Source organism: Bradyrhizobium huanghuaihaiense, from assembly GCF_025200885.1.
GTDB classification, from domain to species: Bacteria; Pseudomonadota; Alphaproteobacteria; order Rhizobiales; family Xanthobacteraceae; genus Bradyrhizobium; species Bradyrhizobium huanghuaihaiense.
In genome coordinates, this window is record NZ_CP104172.1 from 5085919 (window position 1) to 5105371 (window position 19453).

Below are 19453 nucleotides of genomic sequence, written 5' to 3' on the forward strand. Positions count from 1 at the left end.
CACGGGCGTTTTGAGCAGCTGGGAGCTGTTTGAAAAGGGGCGTTGGATTTCCATTGATCTCGACCGGGCGACACCGTCGTGACGGCTGAAGCGCAGCGGCGGCGCGCGTTTTGGCACATCCTGCTGTTCGCAGCGGGCCTTGTGGTGCTGACCGTGATCAGCGCCGGCTCGGTCTACCTCGTCAACAAGGCGCGCGACGACAGCAAATGGGTGCTCCACACCATCGAGGTGGAGAACCAGGTCAACACGCTGCTGCTCGAGGTCCGACGGGCCGAGAGCAGCGCTCGCGGCTTTCTCCTGACGCAGGGACCGGATTTCCAGGCGGATCATGAGCGGGCCATCGCAGCGATCATTCCGGCGCTCGACAAGCTCACGCGCCAAATCGGCGACAGTCCGGCGCAGCGCGACAGCGTCGAGAAGCTGAGCGCCGCGATCGAGGTCCGGCTCGGCCAGTTCGCGCGCGAGATGGATTTCGTCAAGCAAGGTCGGCCCGACGATGCCAAGGCGCTCGTCCGCGAGGCCGCCGCCGGCACCACGACCACCACGATCACCAACTTCGCCAACGCGATGATCCGCGAAGAGGAGCGGCTGTTCCGGCAGCGCTCCGTCAATGCCGACCGCAGCCAGACGCTGGCCGCGTCCCTCACCGGCATCGGCTCGGGCCTCGTGGTGGTGCTCGCCCTGATCTCGATCTGGCTGCTGCGGCGCTCGGCGCGCATTCGCGACGAGGCCGAGACGCGTCTGCGCGATGCCAACCTCAATCTGGAGGCCGTCGTCGACGAACGCACGGCTGACCTGCGCGAGGCCAACAACGAGATCCAGCGTTTCGCCTATATCGTGAGCCACGACCTGCGCTCACCGCTCGTCAACATCATGGGCTTCACCAGCGAGCTCGAAGAGCTCGGCGGCGACATCTTCCGTCGCGTCAGCAGCCTCACCCACGTTCCGGCCGACGGGCCGCCCTTGGCCTCCGGCGAGATCGCACTCGAAGGTCCCGACAAGCAGCTTTCCGAGGATTTCTCCGAGGCGCTCGGCTTCATCAAATCGTCGATCGCCAAGATGGACCGGCTGATCTCGGCGATCCTCAACCTCACCCGCGAGGGCCGGCGCGAATTCCAGCCGGAGAAGATCGACATCCGCGAGTTCGTCGAGGCCATCGTGTCGACGCTGGCGCATCAGGCCGTCGAAGCGCAGGCCGAGATCCACGTCGAGCCGCTGCCTGACATCGTCAGCGATCGCCTTGCGCTGGAGCAGATCTTCTCGAATCTGATCGACAACGCGATCAAGTACTTGAAGAACGGCGTGCCCGGCGAGATCAGAATTCGCGGGCGGACCAAGCTCGGCTACGCTATCTTCGAGATCAGCGACAACGGCCGCGGCATCGACGCTAGGGATCATCAGCGGATATTCGACCTGTTCCGCCGTGCGGGAACCCAGGACAAGCCGGGACAGGGCATAGGTCTTGCACATGTGCGTGCACTTGTGCGTCGTCTCGGCGGCACCATGTCGGTATCGTCGGAACTCAACGCGGGCAGCACGTTCACCATCACGCTGCCCGTCGCCTGGAACGCCACCACCCGGAAGACAGATCGATGACGCAGCCAGTCACCATCATCATGATCGAGGACGACGAGGGGCACGCCCGGCTGATCGAGCGCAACATCCGCCGCTCCGGCGTCAACAACGAGATCATCTCGTTCGCCAACGGCACCGATGCGATGAAGCATCTGTTCGGCGCCGACGGCAGCGGGCTTCCCCAGAAGGGCAACGCCCTCCTGATCCTGCTCGACCTCAACCTGCCCGACATGAGCGGGATCGACATCCTGAAGCAGATCAAGGAAAACAGATATCTCAAGGCCTCGCCGGTGGTCGTGCTCACGACCACCGACGATTCCCAGGAGATCAAGCGCTGCTACGAGCTCGGCTGCAACGTCTACATCACCAAACCCGTCAATTACGAGAATTTCGCCAACGCCATCCGGCAGCTCGGGCTGTTCTTCTCGGTCATCCAGGTTCCGCCCGCCGCCCCATGAACCAGCCAACGCCGACACTGCTCTATATCGACGACGACGACGCGCTCGCGCGCCTGGTCGAACGCGGCCTGACGCGGCGCGGCTACAGGGTCATCCACGCCGCCAGCGGCGAGGAAGGCCTCGAGCACATCCGCGGGGCCGGCGCGCAGGACGGTATCAAAGGCAGCATCGACGTTATTGCGCTCGACCAGTACATGCCGGGCCTCGACGGCCTCGAGACGCTCGAGCAGATCATGGCGATCCCGGACGCGCCTCCCGTGGTGTTCGTCACGGCCTCGCAGGACTCCAGCATCGCTGTCACCGCGCTGAAGGCGGGTGCGGCCGATTATCTCGTCAAGGACGTCAAGGGTGACTTCATCCCCCTGCTCCACGTCGCCGCCGAGGGCGCGCTGCGCCAGGCCGAGCTGCAGAGGGCACGCGAGGAGGCGGAAGCCGAGGTTCACGCCTCGCGCGACCGCTACGCCGCGCTTGCCGCCGAGCGCGAGCTCTTGCTGCGCGAGGTCAATCACCGCGTCGGCAACTCGCTCCAGATCATCGCCTCCCTGCTGCACCTTCAGGCCAGCTCCGCCGCGCAGGAAGAGGTCAAGGCCGCGCTGACCAACGCGATGGGCCGCGTCGCCGCGGTCGCGCAGGTGCACCGCCGCCTCTACACCTCGCAGGATCTGAAGAGCGTGGTGCTGAACCAGTATCTGGATTCGCTGCTCGAGGATCTGCGCCGCTCGGCCGAAGGTAACCGGATGTCGCGCCTGACGCTGAAGGCCGAGCCGATCGAGATCGACCCGGACCGCGCGGTCGCCGTCGGCATCATCGTCAACGAGCTGGTGATGAACGCGGTGAAATACGCCTATCCCGACGGCGCCGGCCCGATCCACGTCGAGCTGACCTCGCAGGGCGAGGATCTCCTGCTGACGATCGCCGACGACGGCGTCGGCGACAACGTCAAGGCCGACCCGCGTTCCACCGGCATGGGCCAGCGCATCGTCGCCGCCATGGCCACCAAGCTCGACGCCTCGGTGGAGCGTGACCCCACCCATTCCGGAACCCGCATCGTGCTCCGGTTCCAGCGCCTGCCCGCGCCGCCCGGCAAGGCCAACAACGCCGCCGCGAGCTGACCCGCCTCGCCCCCATCGCAACCGCATTGCGATCCTGCTATTGTCGCAGGCCATGACTTCGCGCGATTCCGCCTCGTCTGAGATCACGCCGGCCGTACTGCTGCGCGCCTATGCCTGCGGCATCTTTCCGATGGCCGAAAGCGCCGACGATCCGACCCTGTTCTGGGTCGAGCCGGAGCTGCGCGGCGTCATCCCGCTCGCCGGTTTTCGCGTGGCCTCGCGTCTTGCACGCACCGTGCGCTCGGAGGCGTTTCGTGTGACCGTCAACACCGCCTTCAAGGCCACGATCGCCGGCTGCGCCGCGCCGCAGGCCGGGCGCGAAGACACCTGGATCAACAAGCGCATCCGCGACCTCTATGGCGGCCTGTTCGAGCTCGGCCACTGCCACAGCGTTGAGGCATGGCAGGGCGACGAGCTCGTCGGCGGGCTCTACGGCGTGAGCCTGGGACGCGCCTTCTTCGGCGAGAGCATGTTTCACACCGCGCGCGATGCCTCGAAGGTCGCGCTGGTGCATCTGGTGGCGCGGCTGATCCATGGCGGCTTCGAGCTGCTCGACACGCAGTACGTCACCGAGCATCTGAAGAGTTTTGGCGCGGTCGAGATTTCGCGGCGGCGCTACACTGCGCTGCTCGACAAGGCGCTCGCTGGAGATGCCGGCGACTTCCTGAGGCTCTCGTCTGGCGACGCGATCCCGGGCGCACGCGCGCTCGAGATCATCGCTTCAAGGCAATAGACAAACGAGGCTAGCGGCCGAAGCCGGGCAAGCCGAACAGACCCCGCTGCTCCTGCGGCTGCGGAGGTGGCGGCGCTGGTTGCGCTTGCGGTGGAGGCGGCAACGGCTGCGCCGGACGCTGCTGCACCGCCTGCTTGGGCGCGGCCTTCTTCTGCGCGGGAGGCGGCGGCGGAGGCGCGGGCTTGTTCGCAGGATCGGGCGCCGCGGTCGCAATGGTCTGCTGCGGCTCTTTGCAGTCGGTGAGCCAGATGTCGTAGATCGGATGCTCGACGCCGTGCAGGCCTGGGCTCGCCGCATACATCCAGCCCGAGAAGATCCGCTTCACCTCACCCTGCAAGGTGATCTCGTCGACCTCGACGAAGGCGTCGGTGTTGGCGGCTTCCGTCGCCGGGCGCGCGTAGCAGGCGTCGGTCTTGACGCGGAGCGCTCCGAACTGGACAGTCTCGCCGATCTCCTCGTCGAAATTGATGATGCGCCCGGTGATCTTGTCGAGGCCGGAGAAGGTCGCCTTCTTGTTCACGATCTTCTGGGCCGGCGGCTCGGTCACGACCTCGTCGCCCGGCTGGAGGCTCGCCGGCGTCTGCGGCACGGCGCCGCCCGGCCCTCCCTTCTGCTGCGGCTGGCGCTGACCGGGCGCACCCGGGGCGCCTTGCGGACTGGGCGGAGCGATCGCGGCGGAGGGCGGCTGATTTGGCGGAGCGACGGTCGAGCCCGGCGGCGGCGCCAGAGGCTGAGTCTCGACCGGTCCCGGCATGACATTCCCCTGCCGTCCCTGAGGCGGCGCCATCGGGCGCGAGGGCAGCACGCGGCCCTGCGGCGGCAGCTCGGGGACCTCCTCGTCGTCGTCAGGGATCTGAGGCTGCGGCTGGCCGCGCGGAATCGCACCCGGCGGCCTCGGCGGCGGATCGGAGAAGATGGTGCCGATCTGGGCCTGCGCAGGCGTCGCAACCGTCAGCGCGGTAGCGGCCAAAAGCGCCGCAAGGCCTGTCAGGGAAAAGGTTTTGAACATCTCGCGCGGCTTCAACAGCGAATCGGGCTTGTTGGACATTCTACAGGGGATACCGCCGCTCGCAGGCCCTCCGGTTAACACGCCGAATACGGCGGGGGAAGGGCGGCATCCCAGCCCTTCCCGGCGCTGTCTGGCCAGACCGGCTCCCGGATGGGATAGTCGGATACCCCCTCCCGGCACCCAAGGCGGGCATAAGGCGGGCATTCGCCTCCCGGACACGACGTCCAACCATAACCAGAAACCTCAGAGGTCGCCCCCGATGCCCGTTGCCCTCGATCCCGATGCCGCCGCAGTCTACAGGGCCTTCCAGGAGGCCGGCCGCCCTGCCTACGAGACCCTGACCGCGCCGGAGGCCCGCGCCTATTACCTGCAGGCGCGCTTTGCCACCAACCCGGAGCCGCCGGAACTCGCCCGCGTCACCTCTCTCGCGATCCCGGCGCCGCACGGGGAGATCCCCGCCCGCCTCTACGTTCCGAGCGAACCGCGCCGGCACGATGGTCTTTCGGCGGCTCTGGTATTCTTCCACGGCGGCGGCTGGGTGATCGGCGATCTCGACTCCCACGACGTGGTCTGCCGCCAGCTTGCAGATTCAGGCGCGCTGATCGTGATCTCGGTCGACTACCGCCTCGCGCCCGAGCACAAGTTTCCAGCCGCCGCCGATGACGCGATCGCCGCGACCAGATGGATCGCCGCCCACGCGCGCGAGCTCGGCATCGACGCCTCCCGCCTCTCGATCGGCGGCGACAGCGCCGGCGGCAATCTCGCCGCGGTCGTTGCGCTCGCCGCCCGCGACGCCGGCAGCCCCGCGATCGCCGGCCAGCTGCTGATCTATCCGGCGACCGATTTCGCCATGACGCACGGCTCGCACCGCGAGCCCGAGACCAGCGTGCTGCTGACCCATTCGGTGATCCGCTGGTTCCGCGATCACTATCTCAACGGCACCGCCGACATCCACGACTGGCGGGCCTCGCCGGCCCGCGCGCAAGACCTCGCGGGCCTGCCGCCGGCCTATGTGCTGACCGCCGGCGCCGATCCCCTGCGCGACGAAGGCGATGAATATGCCGCGCGCCTGAAGCAGGCCGGCGTATCAGTCGCGTACAAGCACTATCCCGGCCAGTTCCATGGCTTCTTCACCATGGGCAAGCTCTTGCAGCAGGCCAATGTCGCCGTGAGCGAGATCGGCGCGTGGTTGAAGGGATTGGGGTAGATCGAACGCCGTAGCCCGCATGAGCGTAGCGACATGCGGGACCGCTCTCACCACACGGAAAGACCTGTCCCGGATATCGCTGCGCTCATCCGGGCTACGCACTTACAACGCCGATCGAGATGCCTTCCCTCCTCAAAACCCTCCTCGCCCTCCCCCTTCGCGCCCTGACCTGGCTCGGTGACCAGGGCACGCGCGCCGTGGCGGCCATCGCGTTCATCGCGGTCGCAGTGCCGCCGCTCGGCGCGCTGCTGCGTCCCTACGTAACCGAGGCGATCCTCTGCCTGCTCTGCATCTCCTTCATGCGGGTCGATCTCGTGGCGCTCTACGGCCATCTGCGCCGGCCTGCCTTGATCGCGGGCGCGACGGCCTGGACCACGATCGCCGTGCCGCTGATCGTCGGACTGCTCGCCCATGGCAGCGGGCTCGACCGAAGCTCGCCCGGCCTCTTCCTCGCGCTGATGCTCCAGGCCATGGCCTCGCCGATGATGGCCGCGCCCGCGCTCGCAGCGCTGATCGGCCTCGATGCGACGCTCCCGCTGGTCACGCTGGTCACCGCGACCGCGCTCGTGCCCTTCACCGCTTCATTGTTCGCGAGCCTGTTTCTCGGCGGCATGCTGAGCATCTCGCCGCTCACGCTCGGCCTGAAGCTGCTCGGCATCCTCGCGGCATCGCTGATTGGCGCGACGGCGATCCGCTGGATTGTCGGCGCCGCTGCGATCCACCGCCACAAGCGGCCGATCGACGGCTTCAACATCCTCATCCTGCTGGTCTTCGCGTCCGCCGTGATGGGCGACGTCGCGCGTGACTTCGTCGCCGATCCCGTGTTCGCGATCGGCGTCGCGCTGCTCGCCTTCGCGGTCTATTTCACCCTGCTCGCGCTGACGACACTGATCTTCCGCCGCGCCGGCACCGAGCGTGCGTTTGCGATCGGCCTGATGGTGTCACAGCGCAATCTCGGCCTGATGCTGGCGGCAACCGCAGGCGCGTTGCCGCCGACGACCTGGCTCTATTTCGCGCTGACGCAGTTTCCGATCCATCTTGCGCCCTATCTGCTGACGCCGATCGCGCGGCGCCTGACGGCGCACAGCGGCGGCGCCGGCGCGGCTGCCGCAGACAGCACGAGCTAGGCCGCTCTCATGCCGGCGCCGGAGCAGGTTTCGACGCCTTGAAGATATAGCGATTGGTGCTGAAGAAATATTGTCCCGCCCCGTCGAGGCGCTCGAACTCGCTGTGCCATGCAGTGAGATCATCGGCTGAAACGTCGTTCGTGCGGCCGACGAAATCCCGGATCCCCTGTGCCAGTCCCTTGCTGTAGCTCGCGTCATCGTACCGCAAATTGAGAATCGGAAAGACGGACGCGCCGTCCAGACGAAATCCGGCATTGACCAGTCTTAAGGCCATCGACCTGGGCAGACGCGGATGGGCGCAATGCGCCTCCCATGATTTCATGATGGCAGCCATGCGTTCCCGGCTATCGGAATGCCAGACCACGGCGTCCCAATCCGTTGCGACAAAAATCGTTCGGCCGCCCGGTTTCAGGACGCGACATGCCTCGATGAGGACGCGGTCGACATCGGGCACATACTCGGCGACCTGAGTGCACACGACGGCGTCGAACGATGCATCGGGCTGATCCAGTTCCGTCGCGTTGCCGAGGGCATATGAAATCCACTCCGAAGCCTTCTGCCGGTTGCAGAAGGCGATCAGGTCGGTCGACACATCGATGCCTACGACAGATCCATGAGGCCCGACGAGTTCAGCCATGCTTTCGCAGAGATAGCCCGGACCGCATCCGATATCGAGAACACGCTCGCCGGCAGACAGGTCGAGCTGCCGGATGGTCTCCGCGCGCTGGGCCTTCACATCTTCCGTGAGATAGAGTCGCTGGAGCCGCTTCGCGTTCTCATTGCTGTACTCCATTCCGCTCATCGTCGCCTCCATGGTCGCACGGCAAGTGAGATGTCCTACCCCGCCCGCGCCGCGCGCCGCAGCGCCTGCGGCGGCTGGCCGAAGGCACGGATGAAGGCGCGGCGCATGCGCTCGGGGTCGCGGAAGCCGGTCGTTTCCGCAACGAGCTCGATGGCCTCGCGCGAGGACTGCACGCGTTCGCGCGCAACTTCGAGCCGGAGCCGCTCGACCGCCTTGGAGGGCGTGGTGCCGGTCTCGGCAGCGAAGGCGCGGGCAAAATGCCGCGCGCTCATCCCGGCGCGATCGGCGAGCTCCTCCACGGTCAGCGGCGCGTCGAGATTTTCGCGCGCCCAGGACAGCAGCGCGCCGAAGCGGCCGTTCGGCGCCTTCAACTCCAGCAGCGAGGAGAATTGCGACTGGCCGCCGCTGCGACGGTGGTACAGCACAAGCTGCCGCGCCGTCGCCTGCGCGATCTCCTCGCCGTCGTCCTCGGTGACCATCGCCAGCGCGAGGTCAATTCCCGCGCTGATGCCCGCCGACGTCCACACGTGACCGTCGCGGGTAAAAATCTGGTCCGGCTCGAACTTCACCCTCGGATAGCGCGCGACGAACTCGCGCGTTCGGCCCCAATGCGTCGTGGCGCGGCGGCCGTCGAGCAAGCCGGCTTCGGCGAGCACAAAGGCGCCCGAGCAGACGCTGGCGACCCGCACACCGCGCTTGGCCAGCCGTTGCACGAAGGCCCGCGTGACCTCGCAGCGCGCTGCCTCCGCAACGCCGGCGCCGCCCGCGATGACGAGCGTCGTGATGGCGTTCGCCGACTTGAGATCTCGCGCCATCATCTCGACACCCGACGAGCTGCGTACGAGCCCCGCCTTCGCCGCCAGCACCCGCAGTGCAAGCGGCTTGCCGGACGCACGCGCCGCGATCTCGAATACCGAGATCGGACCTGCCGCGTCGAGCAGCTGGAAGTCCGGGAAGATCAGGATGCCGATCATGGGCCCGCTCCGAATGAAATGTCCGAAATAGAGGGAATTACGCCATTTTGGACAGAAGGGCATCATGCCAGTTTGCGCCCGTCAAGCTCTTCATTGGAGGTTCTCATGTCGGCGCCGCTCCAGATTGGACTTTTGGTGTTCCCGCGCGTCACCCAGCTCGACTTCACCGGCCCGTTGCAGGTGTTCTCCGCCGTTCCCGGCGCCCAGCTGCACTTGATCTGGAAGCGGATCGAGCCGGTCCCGAGCGATTCCGCGCTCATCGTGACGCCGACCACGACATTCGCCGACTGCCCGCAACTCGACGTGATCTGCGTGCCCGGCGGCCGCGGCACCGACGACCTGCTCAATGACGAGGAGGTGCTCGACTTCCTGCGCCGGCAGGCCGAGGGCGCCAAATACGTCACCTCGGTCTGCACGGGTTCGCTGGCGCTCGGCGCCGCCGGCCTATTGAAGGGCTACCGCGCCGCCACCCATTGGAGCGCGATGGAGATGCTCAGCCAGTTCGGCGCGACGCCGACCAAGACGCGCGTCTGCGTCGATCGCAACCGCGTGACGGGCGGCGGCGTCACCGCAGGTATCGATTTCGCGCTGACGCTGGTGTCGATCCTGGTCAACCGCACCGCGGCGGAGGCGATCCAGCTCGGGATCGAATACAATCCGGCGCCGCCGTTCAATTCCGGCTCGCCCGATACCGCGCCCGCCGAAGTGCTCGCTTTCGTCAAACAGCGCATTGAGCCTTTGCAGGCCTACCGCCTCGATGCCGTCGAACGCGCGGCGGCGCGTGTGATGTAGGCATTCGGGCTTCGGTGGTGGAACTGAGATTTCGGGGGACGAGTTAAGCCCGCACGAAACTCACGGCATCCGGAGCGCAATCATGGAGCATCTCCACTATCCCAACGAAAGCACCGAGTATCGTGCCGCGCGAAATGCGCTGCTGGACGAGGAGATTGCCCTCCGGGCCCAGATTGAGGCCGTTTCCGCCAGGCGTCGCGCGCTGCCACTCGGCGGCGAGGTGCCCCAGAATTACGTCTTCGAGCGCATCGGCAAAACGAGCATGCCGGAACAGGTCAGGATGTCGGAGCTGTTCGGCCCGCATGACACGCTGATCCTGTACAGCTTCATGTATGGGCCGGAGCGCGAGCTGCCCTGCCCCGGCTGTACCCATTTGCTTGACGGGCTCGACGGCGCCGCACGGCATATCGGCGAGCGTGCCGCACTTCACATCGTTGCAAAATCGCCGATCGCGCGTCTCGCCGCCTGGGCCCACGAACGCGGTTGGGAACATCTGTCGCTGCTGTCCACCGCCGGCAACGGCTTTGACGCGGACTACTTCGGCGACACTTCGAAATTCTCCAGGGGTATGCGCGCGCAGCACCACGTTCCCGAGGGGCAGAACTGGGACGAAACGATCTTCAACGTCTTCAAGAGAGCGAACGGCAAGATCAGGCACTTCTGGGGCTCGGAGATGAGCTTCGCGCCGCCCGCGGCGAAGCAGCATCATCGCGCCGGTGATCTGGTCGATCCGCTCTGGGGCCTGCTCGACATGACGCCTGAAGGCCGCGGCGACTTCTTCCCGAAGGTGCGCTACGACTGAGGTGCACAAACCGGCTGACGAAGCGGCGTCAAAGAAAAAGGCCGCTCGGTTTCACAAGCGGCCTTTCCTGTCTCACGGCGGCTGCACATTCACATCGGGCGATTTCGGAGCTTCCTGACCGGGGGCCTATCTCCCGATCGAGTCCTTGTCGGCGGCCGCTGCATTTCGGGACAGTCGCGAGCTGTTGCCCGAACCGAACGCGATGGTCTCCCATCTCCGTAAGATGGGATCATTGAGCCGCATCGCCCGTATCAATGCAACGCCCGCGCAAGCGACATCCCCGCTGTTCCCGTTGTCCACAGCGGTGTAGCGGGGATGCATGTGCATCCAGTCGAACGATTGAATATCGCGGGTGGTTTAGCCGGGCGTCCAGGGCTGGTAGTCGCCGGTCGCCTTGGGACGCTTGCCGCTGGCGAGCGTCGAGCCGGAGGGCCGGTACGCCTTGGCCGTGCCGGTGAGATTCGGCTGGTGCGGCTTTTCCCACTCACGGGGCTGGTAGTTGATCTCGGTCGGCGGGGTGTCGACGACATGATGGATCCAGCCGTGCCAGGCCGGCGGGATGCGGCTCGCCTCGGCATAGCCGTTATAGATCACCCAGCGCCGCTCGAAGCCGAGGGTCGGATCGATCTCCCCGCCGCGGGTGCGATAATAGAGATTGCCCTGCTCGTCCTGGCCGACCAGCTCGCCGTACCGCTTGGTCCAGAGCTGGGTGCCAAACGTCTGGCCACTCCACCAGGTGAAGAACTTGAGAAAGAATTGTTTCATGCGGCAAGGGCCCTGCTTCGTCGGGTCCTGATGCCATCCGGAGGGCGAAATGTCCAGTTCGCCGGGTGCGGGCACGCCCCGCCACAAATGCGCGCCCTGGACACCCGCTTCCGCCGCAAATCGGACGCGATCCGTTCATGCCGGGTACAGCGGTCCGGTGAGACGCTTCCTCACACGCAAACCGGCGTGATCCAGGAACCACCGCGCTGTCGTGGGGTTGGCTTCCGGGAAAGGAGTTTGATCATGAAAAGTCTGAAAGTCTTGAGCGCGGCAGCCACCTTGGCGCTGGTTCTTCCGCTGGCGACCCCGAGCTTCGCACAGGGCCATGGTGGTCGCGGCGGCGGTGGTGGTGCGGCCTTCCACGGCGGTGGTGGGGGTGCTCACTTCGGCGGCGGCGGCGGCGGCGCGAGGATTGGCGGCGGCGGCGCGGCCTTCCACGGCGGCGGCGGCAATTTCGCGGCAGGCGCGGCGATGCGCCCGAGCGGCGGCAACTTCGCGGCCGGCGCAGCGGTGCGTCCGAGCGGCGGCAGTTTCGCGGCCGGCACGGCCGTACGTCCGAGCAGCGGTTTCGTAGGCGGCATGGCGAGCCGTCCCACCGTAGCGCCGTCCTTCAGCGGGACGCGCAGCGTCGCAACCGCGGGTAACTGGCAAGGCGGCAGCGGCAATTGGAGCGGCCGTCGCTGGCACCATCGTGGTGGCGGATTCTGGCCCGGCTTCGCGGCTGGCGCCGCGATCGGCGGCCTCGGCTCGTATGCCTATTACGGCGGCGGGTACTACGATGACCCCTACTACTATGGCGACAGTTATTATGATGAGCCGTCAGTGGCGGTGGTGCCCGACGGTGGCGGCGATTCCGCGGCCTACTGCGCGCAGCGTTACAGATCGTATGATCCGGCCTCCGGCACATATCTCGGCTATGACGGTCAGCGTCATCCCTGCCCGTAAGCGGACCGAACACGTTTGAAGGACGAGGCGTCGCAGCAATGCGGCGCCTTTTTCGCGAGTGTCATATCCGTCACCTGTTTCGCGTGTATCGGACTCCGCGGCTCAACGTTGCGTACAAGTTGATGCAACGGGACCTCTATTCACCGCACCGTGCATATCTACCCTGATCCAATCCAAAATTGACCCGACCCACGATTCGCGGATATCACCATTGCCTGTGGGGACTTCGATCTACTGGGAAGTGTCATGCCGCGTATCCTCGTGGTAGATGACGATCCGATGGTCGGCGCGACCATCGAGGTCCTCCTCCAACGTCAGGGCTTCGACGTCACGCTGGCTGACGGCGGCGAAACGGGATTGGCTGCGCTGGAAGCGCAGCCCTACGACGTGATGCTGGTCGATATCTTCATGCCGCACATGCGCGGCTTCGAATCCATCCGCATCTTTCACGAGCGCGCGCCGGCGATTCCGCTGATCGCGATGTCCGGCTATGCCTTCGCCTCGTCCGCCTCGCCCTCTCCCGACTTCCTGCGCATGGCGCTGGAGCTCGGCGCGAGCCGCTGCCTGCGCAAGCCGTTCACGCCGGAAGCGCTGCTGACCAGCATCCGGGAATGTCTCGCCGGCGAGAGCGCAAAGGACAAGAAAGAAGCCCCTTGATTCCAACGCAGCGCGTCATTCTCGGTGCGGGACTTGCAATCCTCCTGATCATCACCGCAGCCTCGATCGCCCTCGACGTGAAGTCGCGGTCCGAGGCCGCATGGGTCAATCACACCGTCCAAGTGCAGAAGAAGATCTCCGATCTGCGCGTGCTGCTGCGCCGCGCCGAGAGCGCCGCGCGCGGCTACGAGCTCTATCGCAGCCCGGGCTTCAAGGACGAGTTCGAGGCGGTCCATGCCCAGATCGCGCCGGCCCTCGCCGATCTCAAGCGCGGCGTGCGCGACAATCCCGATCAGGTCGCGCTGCTGGAGGGCACCGAGCCGCTGGCGCTGCGCCGGGTCGAGATCGCCGCCGAGGCGATGCGCCTGCGCGCCATGAACGACCAGGCCGGCATTACCGCGCTCAACAGCAAGGCCGAAGGCCGCGGCCTGATGGACACGGTGATGGCCAATCTCGACCATTTGAGCGCAGATGAGGAGCGCCTCCTCGCCGCACGCTCCCAGGATTCGCGCCGCACCGGCATCGTGCTGCTCGGCATCGACGTCGCCGGCGCGCTGGTGATCCTGCTGCTGGTCGTGATGGTGATGCGCGCGAGTCAGCGCACCCAGTTCGCGCTCAAGAGCACGCTATTGGAGACCACGGCCGCCAAGGAGCAGCTCGAGGCCGCGGTCGCCGAGCGCACCGAGCATCTGGTCGTCGCGCATGATGAGCTGCGGTTGTCGGTCAACGTGCTCCAGAGCACGTTTCGCAGCATGGCGGAGGCTGTGCTGGTCATCGACGCCGAGGGCAACGTCCTTCTGTCCAATCCGGCCGCCGAGCGCATGCTGCTGCATCGCAGCGGCATGAACCTCGGCAATCTGCGGGCGTTGTCCGACGTCTTTCACGGCGACGGCGTCACGCCGATGAAGGCAAAAGAGCTGCCTTCGGCGCGCGTGCTGAGCGGCGAGGAGTTCGAAGATCTGGAGATGATCGTCCGCCCGCACAGCGGCAATCAGATCCGCCATCTCATGATCAGCGGCCGGCCGATGCTGGACGGGCAAGGCGACATCTCGGGCGCGGTGCTGGTCTATCACGACGCGACCACTTCGCGCGAGACCGAGCGGCAACTGCACCAGTCGCAGAAGCTGGATGCCATCGGCAAGCTGACCGGCGGCGTCGCGCACGACTTCAACAACATGCTGACCGTCATCTCCGGCAACACGGAGACGCTGGTCGCGAGCCTGAAGCAGCAGCCGGAGCTGCAGCGCGTGGCGCGCCTGATCGACGACGCCGCCGAGCGGTGCGCCGAGCTGATCCAGCACCTGCTCGCGTTTGCGCGCCGGCAGCCGCTGCAGCCGCGCAACGTCGAGATCAACGCCGCGATTGCGGACATCGCCAAACTGCTGCGCCCCACGCTCGGCGAGCAGATCCAGATCGAGACGGTGCTGGAACAGGGGCCGATGACGGCGCATATCGATCCGTCCCGGCTCACCAATGCCGTGCTCAACATGGCGATCAACGCCCGCGACGCCATGCCGAACGGCGGCAAGCTGCTGCTGGAGACTCACCGCGTCGTGCTCGACGAGGCCTATGCGCAGGCCAATGCGGAGGTTCGGCCCGGCCCCTATGTGATGCTCGCGGTCAGCGACACCGGCACCGGCATGTCGGCCGATACCCAGCAGATGGCGTTCGAGCCGTTCTTCACCACCAAGGAGGTCGGCAAGGGAAGCGGCCTTGGCCTCTCCATGGTCTATGGCTTCGTCAAGCAGTCCGGCGGCCACATCAAGATCTACAGCGAGGAAGGCCACGGCACCACGATCAAGCTGTATCTGCCGCCGGGCGAAGGCGCGCCGGACGCGGCCGCGAATGTCGCGCCGCAGGCCGAAGGCGGTGCCGAGACCATTTTCGTGGTCGAGGACGATTCGCTGGTGCGCAACTTCGTCACCGCGCAGCTCCAGAGCCTCGGCTACAAGACCGTCGCCGCGCCCGACAGCCGGGCGGCGCTGGAATTGATCGAAGGCGGCCAGGCCTTCGACCTGCTGTTCACCGACGTCGTCATCCCCGGCGGCATCAGCGGGCGCGAGCTCGCCGAGAAGGTGGCCAAGCTCCGCCCCGGGCTGAAGGTGCTCTACACCTCCGGCTACACCGACAACGCCATCGTCCATCACGGCAAGTTAGATGACGGCGTGCTGCTGCTGACAAAGCCCTATCGCCGCAACCAGCTCGCCGAGATGATCCGGAAGGCGCTGAATGGCGGCGGGATGGCGGCGAGCTAGCGCGTGAACTACCGAAGGCGCGCTGCAGTCACACCATATTTGAGGTCGAGGGCACTGGCTCAGGATGTGAGTTCCGGTTGTCCTCTTGAGACGCCGTAGCTCGCCCGGATCCGCGTCCGAGGTGTTCCGACACCGCGCTATGCAGCGAGTAAGGCCGTTTTGATCTCGATCGGGCCGGTCTCAAGCAAAAATCAAGCGCATCTCAAGGACAAATCGTCTCACCAGCCCAGTCTCTGAGCATGCTCTCGGCGACCAATGTTGGAGCCGGTGTCGCGACAGTCCGCTTACGGAGCGCGATACCGAGCGGTCACCAGATGCACAGCTGGGATCTTGGTCTGCGGCCGGAATTGACGGCGCAGCTTCGACAGGTGCTCGCATGAAAAGACGAGAGTTCATCTTGTTGATTGGTGGAGGACTGGCCTGGCCTGCGATCGCACGGGCGCAGGGCGGAGCCAAGCTGCATCGTGTCTTCTGGGTCTCGACTCAGTCCGAACCGGATCCCTTCCTGGACGGCTTTCGCGAGGGAATGCGCGCGCTGGGATACGTCGAGGGCAAGACCGTAACCTTCGAGACGCATTATGCCCCCGGAGATCCGCAGGCACTGCGCAAGATCGTCTCCGAGTTGCAGCGAGGGGATATCGACCTCGTGGTCTCGAGCGGTCCGGCGACACGCGTCATGACTGCGGTCACCGACATCCCCGTGCTGTTTGCATTGAGCGGTGACCCCGTCGCTTTGGGTGTGGTGAAGAGCCTTGCTCACCCCGGCACCAATTTCACCGGCAGTACATTCCTGTCGCTCGAGCTGGCAGGAAAGCGCGTCGAGCTGCTCAAGGACATTTATCCAAAGCTGCGAAAACTGGCGGTCTTCTCGAACACGGATCATCCGGGAGAGCCACTGGAATGGCGTGCGACTCTGGAGTCGTGCCGGAATCTCGGCATTGAGGCAGCCTACGTTCCGTTCTGTGGCGCTCGCGAAATCGAGAATGGATTGATGGCTGCCGGCAAGGTGGACGCGGATGCTCTCCTCGTGTTTCCCGATGCTGTGACGCTGGTGCATCGTGCGAAGATTGCGGAGTTTGCAATCGCGCACCGGCTGCCTTCGATGTTTGGCTGGTCTGAATATTGTGACGCCGGAGGTCTCTTGAGTTACGGCGCAAACCAGCGCACGACCTATTTTCGGCTTGCGACCTATGCCGATCGCATCCTGCGCGGTGAAAATCCGTCGGATCTTCCGGTGATGCGCCCGGAGAAGTTTGAACTGGCAGTCAATCTGAAGACAGCCAGGCTTCTGGGTATCGACCTGGATGTGTCGTCGATCCTGTTTCGCGCCAGCAAGGTGATCTCCTGAGAGTAGTTATGACGGACGGTGCTGCGCAGTCCTCTTCGTGTACGATGCCCCCGCGTCGCTCGCTGTTCTGCAAGTACTTCGCGACGTTGTTTGTCGCTGCGGTCGTGCCTCTGATACTCGGCGCGGCCGTCGAGGCTTCTTTCGGTTACCGAGACCAGCGCCGCCAGATCACCGCGGTGCTGCAGGCCGATGCTCGCGCGGCGTCCGACAGGATCGAGGCGTTCACCGATGGCATCCGAGATCAGCTGGGTTGGATGGTGCAGCTTCCCTGGTCTGCCGGAGACGATGCGCAACATAAGATCGATGCCTTGCGCCTCCTCCAGCAGGTGCCTGCAATCGTTTCGGTTTCGCTTCTGGATGAGACCGGCACCGAACGGGTCTTTGTTTCCAGGCTGCTTCTGAACAGGACCGGGCGCGGCACCGATATGTCTACGGATCCCGCTGTTCTGGGCGCACGCGCCAACAAGGTCTGGTACGGACCGGTCCAGTACCAGCGGGATTCGGAGCCCTACATGAGGATCGCGGTTGCCGGGAGCCTGCCGGCCGCGGGGGTTGCGATCGCCGAGGTCAATCTGAAGCTGATCTGGGATGTCATCGCAGCCATTAGAATTGGCGAGACCGGCTACGCCATTGTTGTCGATGACTCCGGTCATCTGATCGCACATCCCGATATCAGTCTGGTTCTGCGCGGCCGCGCCAGCTCGGGCAGCTTCGGCCGGATCAAGCATCTCGCCGGCGCGGCGAACGGAGCGGCGGTGATAACCGGGGACCGAGGCAACCCGGTGGTGGCCCTATCCGTTCAGGCCGCCGATGTGGGATGGACGGTGATCGCGATGCAGCCGGCCTCGGAAGCCTTTGCATCAATTCGCGCGGCGTTGTGGCGCTCGTCAATTCTCATTGCCTTTGGTGTTCTCATCGCGCTGGCGCTCGCCTATTGGCGCGCGCACAGAATGTCCGGCCCGATCAAGCAACTGGAAGAGGGCGTGGAGCGGATCAGAACCGGACAATTCGAGCATCGCATCAAAATCTTCAGCGGTGACGAGTTGCAGCAACTGGCGTTGCGCTTCAATGAAATGGCTTCTGAACTGGCGATCTCGCAGCAGAAATCTGCGCGGATCGAACGGCTGAAGCAGTTCCTGCCATCACAGGTCGCCGAATTGGTCGAGCATTCTCATGAACTGCTCGAAGGGCAGCGACGTGAAGTGGCCGTCATTTTTGGCGACTTACGCGGCTTCACGGCGTTCTCCACGCGCAATGAACCCGATGTCATCATGGCCGTCATGCGAGAGTACTACGAGGCCGTCGGCGCCGTGACGACTCGTCACGAGGCAACGCTCATCGGCTTTGATGGCGACGGAGTCATGCTCCTGGTCAATGCCCCGGTCGCATGCGAACAGCCGGCAACTCAAGCGGTCCGACTCGCGATCGACCTGCAGATGACGGTGCAGTCCCTTGCCGGCAAATGGTGCGACGCCGGCCACGCGATCGGCTTTGGTGTGGGCGTTGCCATGGGACCGGCAACGGTAGGAACGGTTGGTTATAACGGTCGGCTGGACTACACGGCGATGGGAGCCGTGGTGAATTTGGCGTCGCGGCTCTGCAATCTCGCGAAGGACGCGCAGATCCTGGCTGATCCCACCATTGCTGGAAGGGTAAGGGATAGCGTTCCGCTGGCATCGCTCGGACAGCGGACCATCAAAGGCTACGACCAGGCCCTCGAAGTCTTTGCTGTCGCACCTGCTGACCTGCCGTTGAAACCGCCGGGCTCGGGACAACGCCGGCGGGAGAAAGAGCCTCAGGACCACTGATACCCCGGCGTCCGGACGGCTAGCGCGTCGCCAGCACCACGGCAGCCAGCGTGAACACCAGCCCCGCGATCTGCCCTGCCCCGAGCGGCTCGCCCAGCGCTATGGCCGACGCGACGACGCCGATGACCGGCACCGCCATGGTGCCGATCGCGGCGACGGAAGCCGGCAGGCGCGCAAGCGCCGCAAACCAGCTGACATAGGCGATGCAGAACTGCACCACGGTGGAGTAGACCAGCAGCCACCAGCCGACCGGCGTCACCTTGTCCAGATGCGTGGTCTCGACCATGAGGCCGATGACCGAGATCGGCAGGCAGCCGATCCCGATCTGCCAGGCCGCGGCCGTGATCGGCGGCAGATGGATCGGGTACTTCTTCGAGAACACCGTGCCGATGGCGAACCCCAGCGCGCCGCCGAGCGCCATGATGATTCCCGGCGCCTTCTCCGCGCTGGCGGCAATGCCGTTGCCGCCCATGATCGAGGCGAGGCCCGCAAAGGCCATCACCAGCCCGAGGGTGCGCAGCACGGTCGGCCGCTCCCCTAACACCGGCCAGGCGATGATCGAGGCCCAGACCGGCATGGTGTAGGCGATCAGCGCTGCCTCGCTGGCCGGCAGCCAGAGCAGCGCCAGCCCCATCAGCACCATCCAGCCGGTGACGTTGAGCATGGCGGCGGTGACGAGGCGCGGCCAGATCGCGGGCTCCACCTTCAGGCTCTGCCGGCGGATGAGCGCCAGCGCCGCCAGCAGCACGGCCCCGAGCACGCCCGTGACCCCGCGCAGGGTCAGCGGCGGCAGCTCGGCGAGCAGGAATTTCGTCACCGGCCAATTAAAACCCCAGCCGATCGAGGTGATCGCGAGGAACATCAGGCCGGCCGGGGCGACGCGCGGCCGCGCATCCCGGCGAGTCGAATCAAGCATGTGGGCAGTCCGGCAAAATCGGGGTCAGCTTGGCCCGGATTCGGGAGCTGGACCACCACCTCGGCGGGCATGCCTGCCCTCACCCTCCGTAGGGCTACGTGAGTCCTGCTGACGCAATCCCGATCCCGAAAAATATACCTGCCCTGTGAACAGCGGGATGAAGGTCCG

At 65.6% G+C, this 19453-nt stretch carries 18 protein-coding genes; 13 read left to right on the forward strand and 5 right to left on the reverse strand.

The genetic code is table 11. From position 1 onward, the window contains the following. Positions 1 to 78: 78 nt before the first annotated feature. From N2603_RS24340 to aat, 4 genes are read left to right on the forward strand one after another with little or no spacing between them, the layout of a single operon-like run. The gene (locus N2603_RS24340; RefSeq protein WP_260384148.1) at positions 79 to 1596 is read left to right on the forward strand and encodes a sensor histidine kinase; all 1518 of its coding nucleotides are present in this window, start codon (positions 79 to 81) and stop codon (positions 1594 to 1596) included. Continuing rightward, on the forward strand, positions 1593 to 2033 hold the full coding sequence (locus N2603_RS24345; protein ID WP_018646960.1) for a response regulator: 441 nt from the start codon (positions 1593 to 1595) through the stop codon (positions 2031 to 2033). Before N2603_RS24340 ends, N2603_RS24345 begins: the two co-directional genes overlap by 4 nt. Further along, positions 2030 to 3145: a sensor histidine kinase gene (locus tag N2603_RS24350; RefSeq protein WP_018646959.1), complete on the forward strand. Its 1116-nt coding sequence runs from the start codon at positions 2030 to 2032 to the stop codon at positions 3143 to 3145. The genes N2603_RS24345 and N2603_RS24350 overlap by 4 nt, the downstream gene beginning before the upstream one ends. A gap of 52 nt (positions 3146 to 3197) precedes the next feature. Next, on the forward strand, positions 3198 to 3878 hold the full coding sequence (gene aat / locus N2603_RS24355) for a leucyl/phenylalanyl-tRNA--protein transferase (RefSeq protein WP_020608089.1): 681 nt from the start codon (positions 3198 to 3200) through the stop codon (positions 3876 to 3878). Between the two features lie 10 nt (positions 3879 to 3888). Here aat and N2603_RS24360 read toward each other — a convergent pair whose 3' ends face one another. After that, positions 3889 to 4926, reverse strand: a complete 1038-nt coding sequence (locus tag N2603_RS24360) for a DUF2155 domain-containing protein (RefSeq protein WP_260384149.1) — start codon at positions 4924 to 4926, stop codon at positions 3889 to 3891. Positions 4927 to 5146: 220 nt separating this feature from the next. Between N2603_RS24360 and N2603_RS24365 the strand changes: the two genes are divergently transcribed. Together N2603_RS24365 and N2603_RS24370 are read left to right on the forward strand one after the other, a co-directional pair. Further along, positions 5147 to 6094: an alpha/beta hydrolase gene (locus N2603_RS24365; protein WP_260384150.1), complete on the forward strand. Its 948-nt coding sequence runs from the start codon at positions 5147 to 5149 to the stop codon at positions 6092 to 6094. A 119-nt stretch (positions 6095 to 6213) separates the two neighbouring features. Next, positions 6214 to 7221 carry a Na+-dependent transporter gene (locus N2603_RS24370; RefSeq protein WP_260384151.1) on the forward strand — a complete coding sequence of 336 codons (1008 nt, stop codon included), beginning with the start codon at positions 6214 to 6216 and terminating at the stop codon, positions 7219 to 7221. A 7-nt stretch (positions 7222 to 7228) separates the two neighbouring features. On the opposite strand, the gene N2603_RS24375 is transcribed toward N2603_RS24370, so the two are convergent. Both N2603_RS24375 and N2603_RS24380 read right to left on the reverse strand, forming a co-directional pair. Further along, on the reverse strand, positions 7229 to 8023 hold the full coding sequence (locus tag N2603_RS24375) for a methyltransferase domain-containing protein (RefSeq protein WP_260384152.1): 795 nt from the start codon (positions 8021 to 8023) through the stop codon (positions 7229 to 7231). A gap of 35 nt (positions 8024 to 8058) precedes the next feature. Further along, positions 8059 to 8997: a GlxA family transcriptional regulator gene (locus tag N2603_RS24380; protein WP_260384153.1), complete on the reverse strand. Its 939-nt coding sequence runs from the start codon at positions 8995 to 8997 to the stop codon at positions 8059 to 8061. Between the two features lie 105 nt (positions 8998 to 9102). Between N2603_RS24380 and N2603_RS24385 the strand changes: the two genes are divergently transcribed. Together N2603_RS24385 and N2603_RS24390 are read left to right on the forward strand one after the other, a co-directional pair. Next, positions 9103 to 9789, forward strand: a complete 687-nt coding sequence (locus N2603_RS24385) for a DJ-1/PfpI family protein (protein ID WP_018646952.1) — start codon at positions 9103 to 9105, stop codon at positions 9787 to 9789. A gap of 82 nt (positions 9790 to 9871) precedes the next feature. Next, positions 9872 to 10591 carry a DUF899 family protein gene (locus N2603_RS24390; protein ID WP_260384154.1) on the forward strand — a complete coding sequence of 240 codons (720 nt, stop codon included), beginning with the start codon at positions 9872 to 9874 and terminating at the stop codon, positions 10589 to 10591. Between the two features lie 357 nt (positions 10592 to 10948). Here N2603_RS24390 and N2603_RS24395 read toward each other — a convergent pair whose 3' ends face one another. Then, entirely contained in the window at positions 10949 to 11356 is a 408-nt protein-coding gene (locus tag N2603_RS24395; RefSeq protein WP_026312721.1) for an NADH:ubiquinone oxidoreductase subunit NDUFA12, read from the reverse strand. Between the two features lie 243 nt (positions 11357 to 11599). On the opposite strand from N2603_RS24395, the gene N2603_RS24400 reads away from it, so the two are divergent. The 5 genes from N2603_RS24400 (at position 11600) to N2603_RS24420 (ending at position 18369) form a co-directional block, all read left to right on the forward strand. Beyond that, positions 11600 to 12301, forward strand: a complete 702-nt coding sequence (locus tag N2603_RS24400) for a BA14K family protein (RefSeq protein ID WP_018647518.1) — start codon at positions 11600 to 11602, stop codon at positions 12299 to 12301. A gap of 246 nt (positions 12302 to 12547) precedes the next feature. Beyond that, entirely contained in the window at positions 12548 to 12958 is a 411-nt protein-coding gene (locus tag N2603_RS24405; protein ID WP_260384155.1) for a response regulator, read from the forward strand. Continuing rightward, entirely contained in the window at positions 12955 to 15213 is a 2259-nt protein-coding gene (locus tag N2603_RS24410; RefSeq protein WP_260384156.1) for a CHASE3 domain-containing protein, read from the forward strand. The genes N2603_RS24405 and N2603_RS24410 overlap by 4 nt, the downstream gene beginning before the upstream one ends. A gap of 376 nt (positions 15214 to 15589) precedes the next feature. Next, on the forward strand, positions 15590 to 16561 hold the full coding sequence (locus N2603_RS24415; RefSeq protein ID WP_260384157.1) for an ABC transporter substrate-binding protein: 972 nt from the start codon (positions 15590 to 15592) through the stop codon (positions 16559 to 16561). A gap of 8 nt (positions 16562 to 16569) precedes the next feature. After that, on the forward strand, positions 16570 to 18369 hold the full coding sequence (locus N2603_RS24420) for an adenylate/guanylate cyclase domain-containing protein (RefSeq protein ID WP_260384158.1): 1800 nt from the start codon (positions 16570 to 16572) through the stop codon (positions 18367 to 18369). Positions 18370 to 18388: 19 nt separating this feature from the next. Here the strand turns inward: N2603_RS24420 and N2603_RS24425 are convergent, their stop codons facing one another. Then, complete coding sequence (locus tag N2603_RS24425; RefSeq protein WP_260384159.1) at positions 18389 to 19285, reverse strand: DMT family transporter; 897 nt, start codon at positions 19283 to 19285, stop codon at positions 18389 to 18391. Between the last annotated feature and the right edge of the window lie 168 nt (positions 19286 to 19453).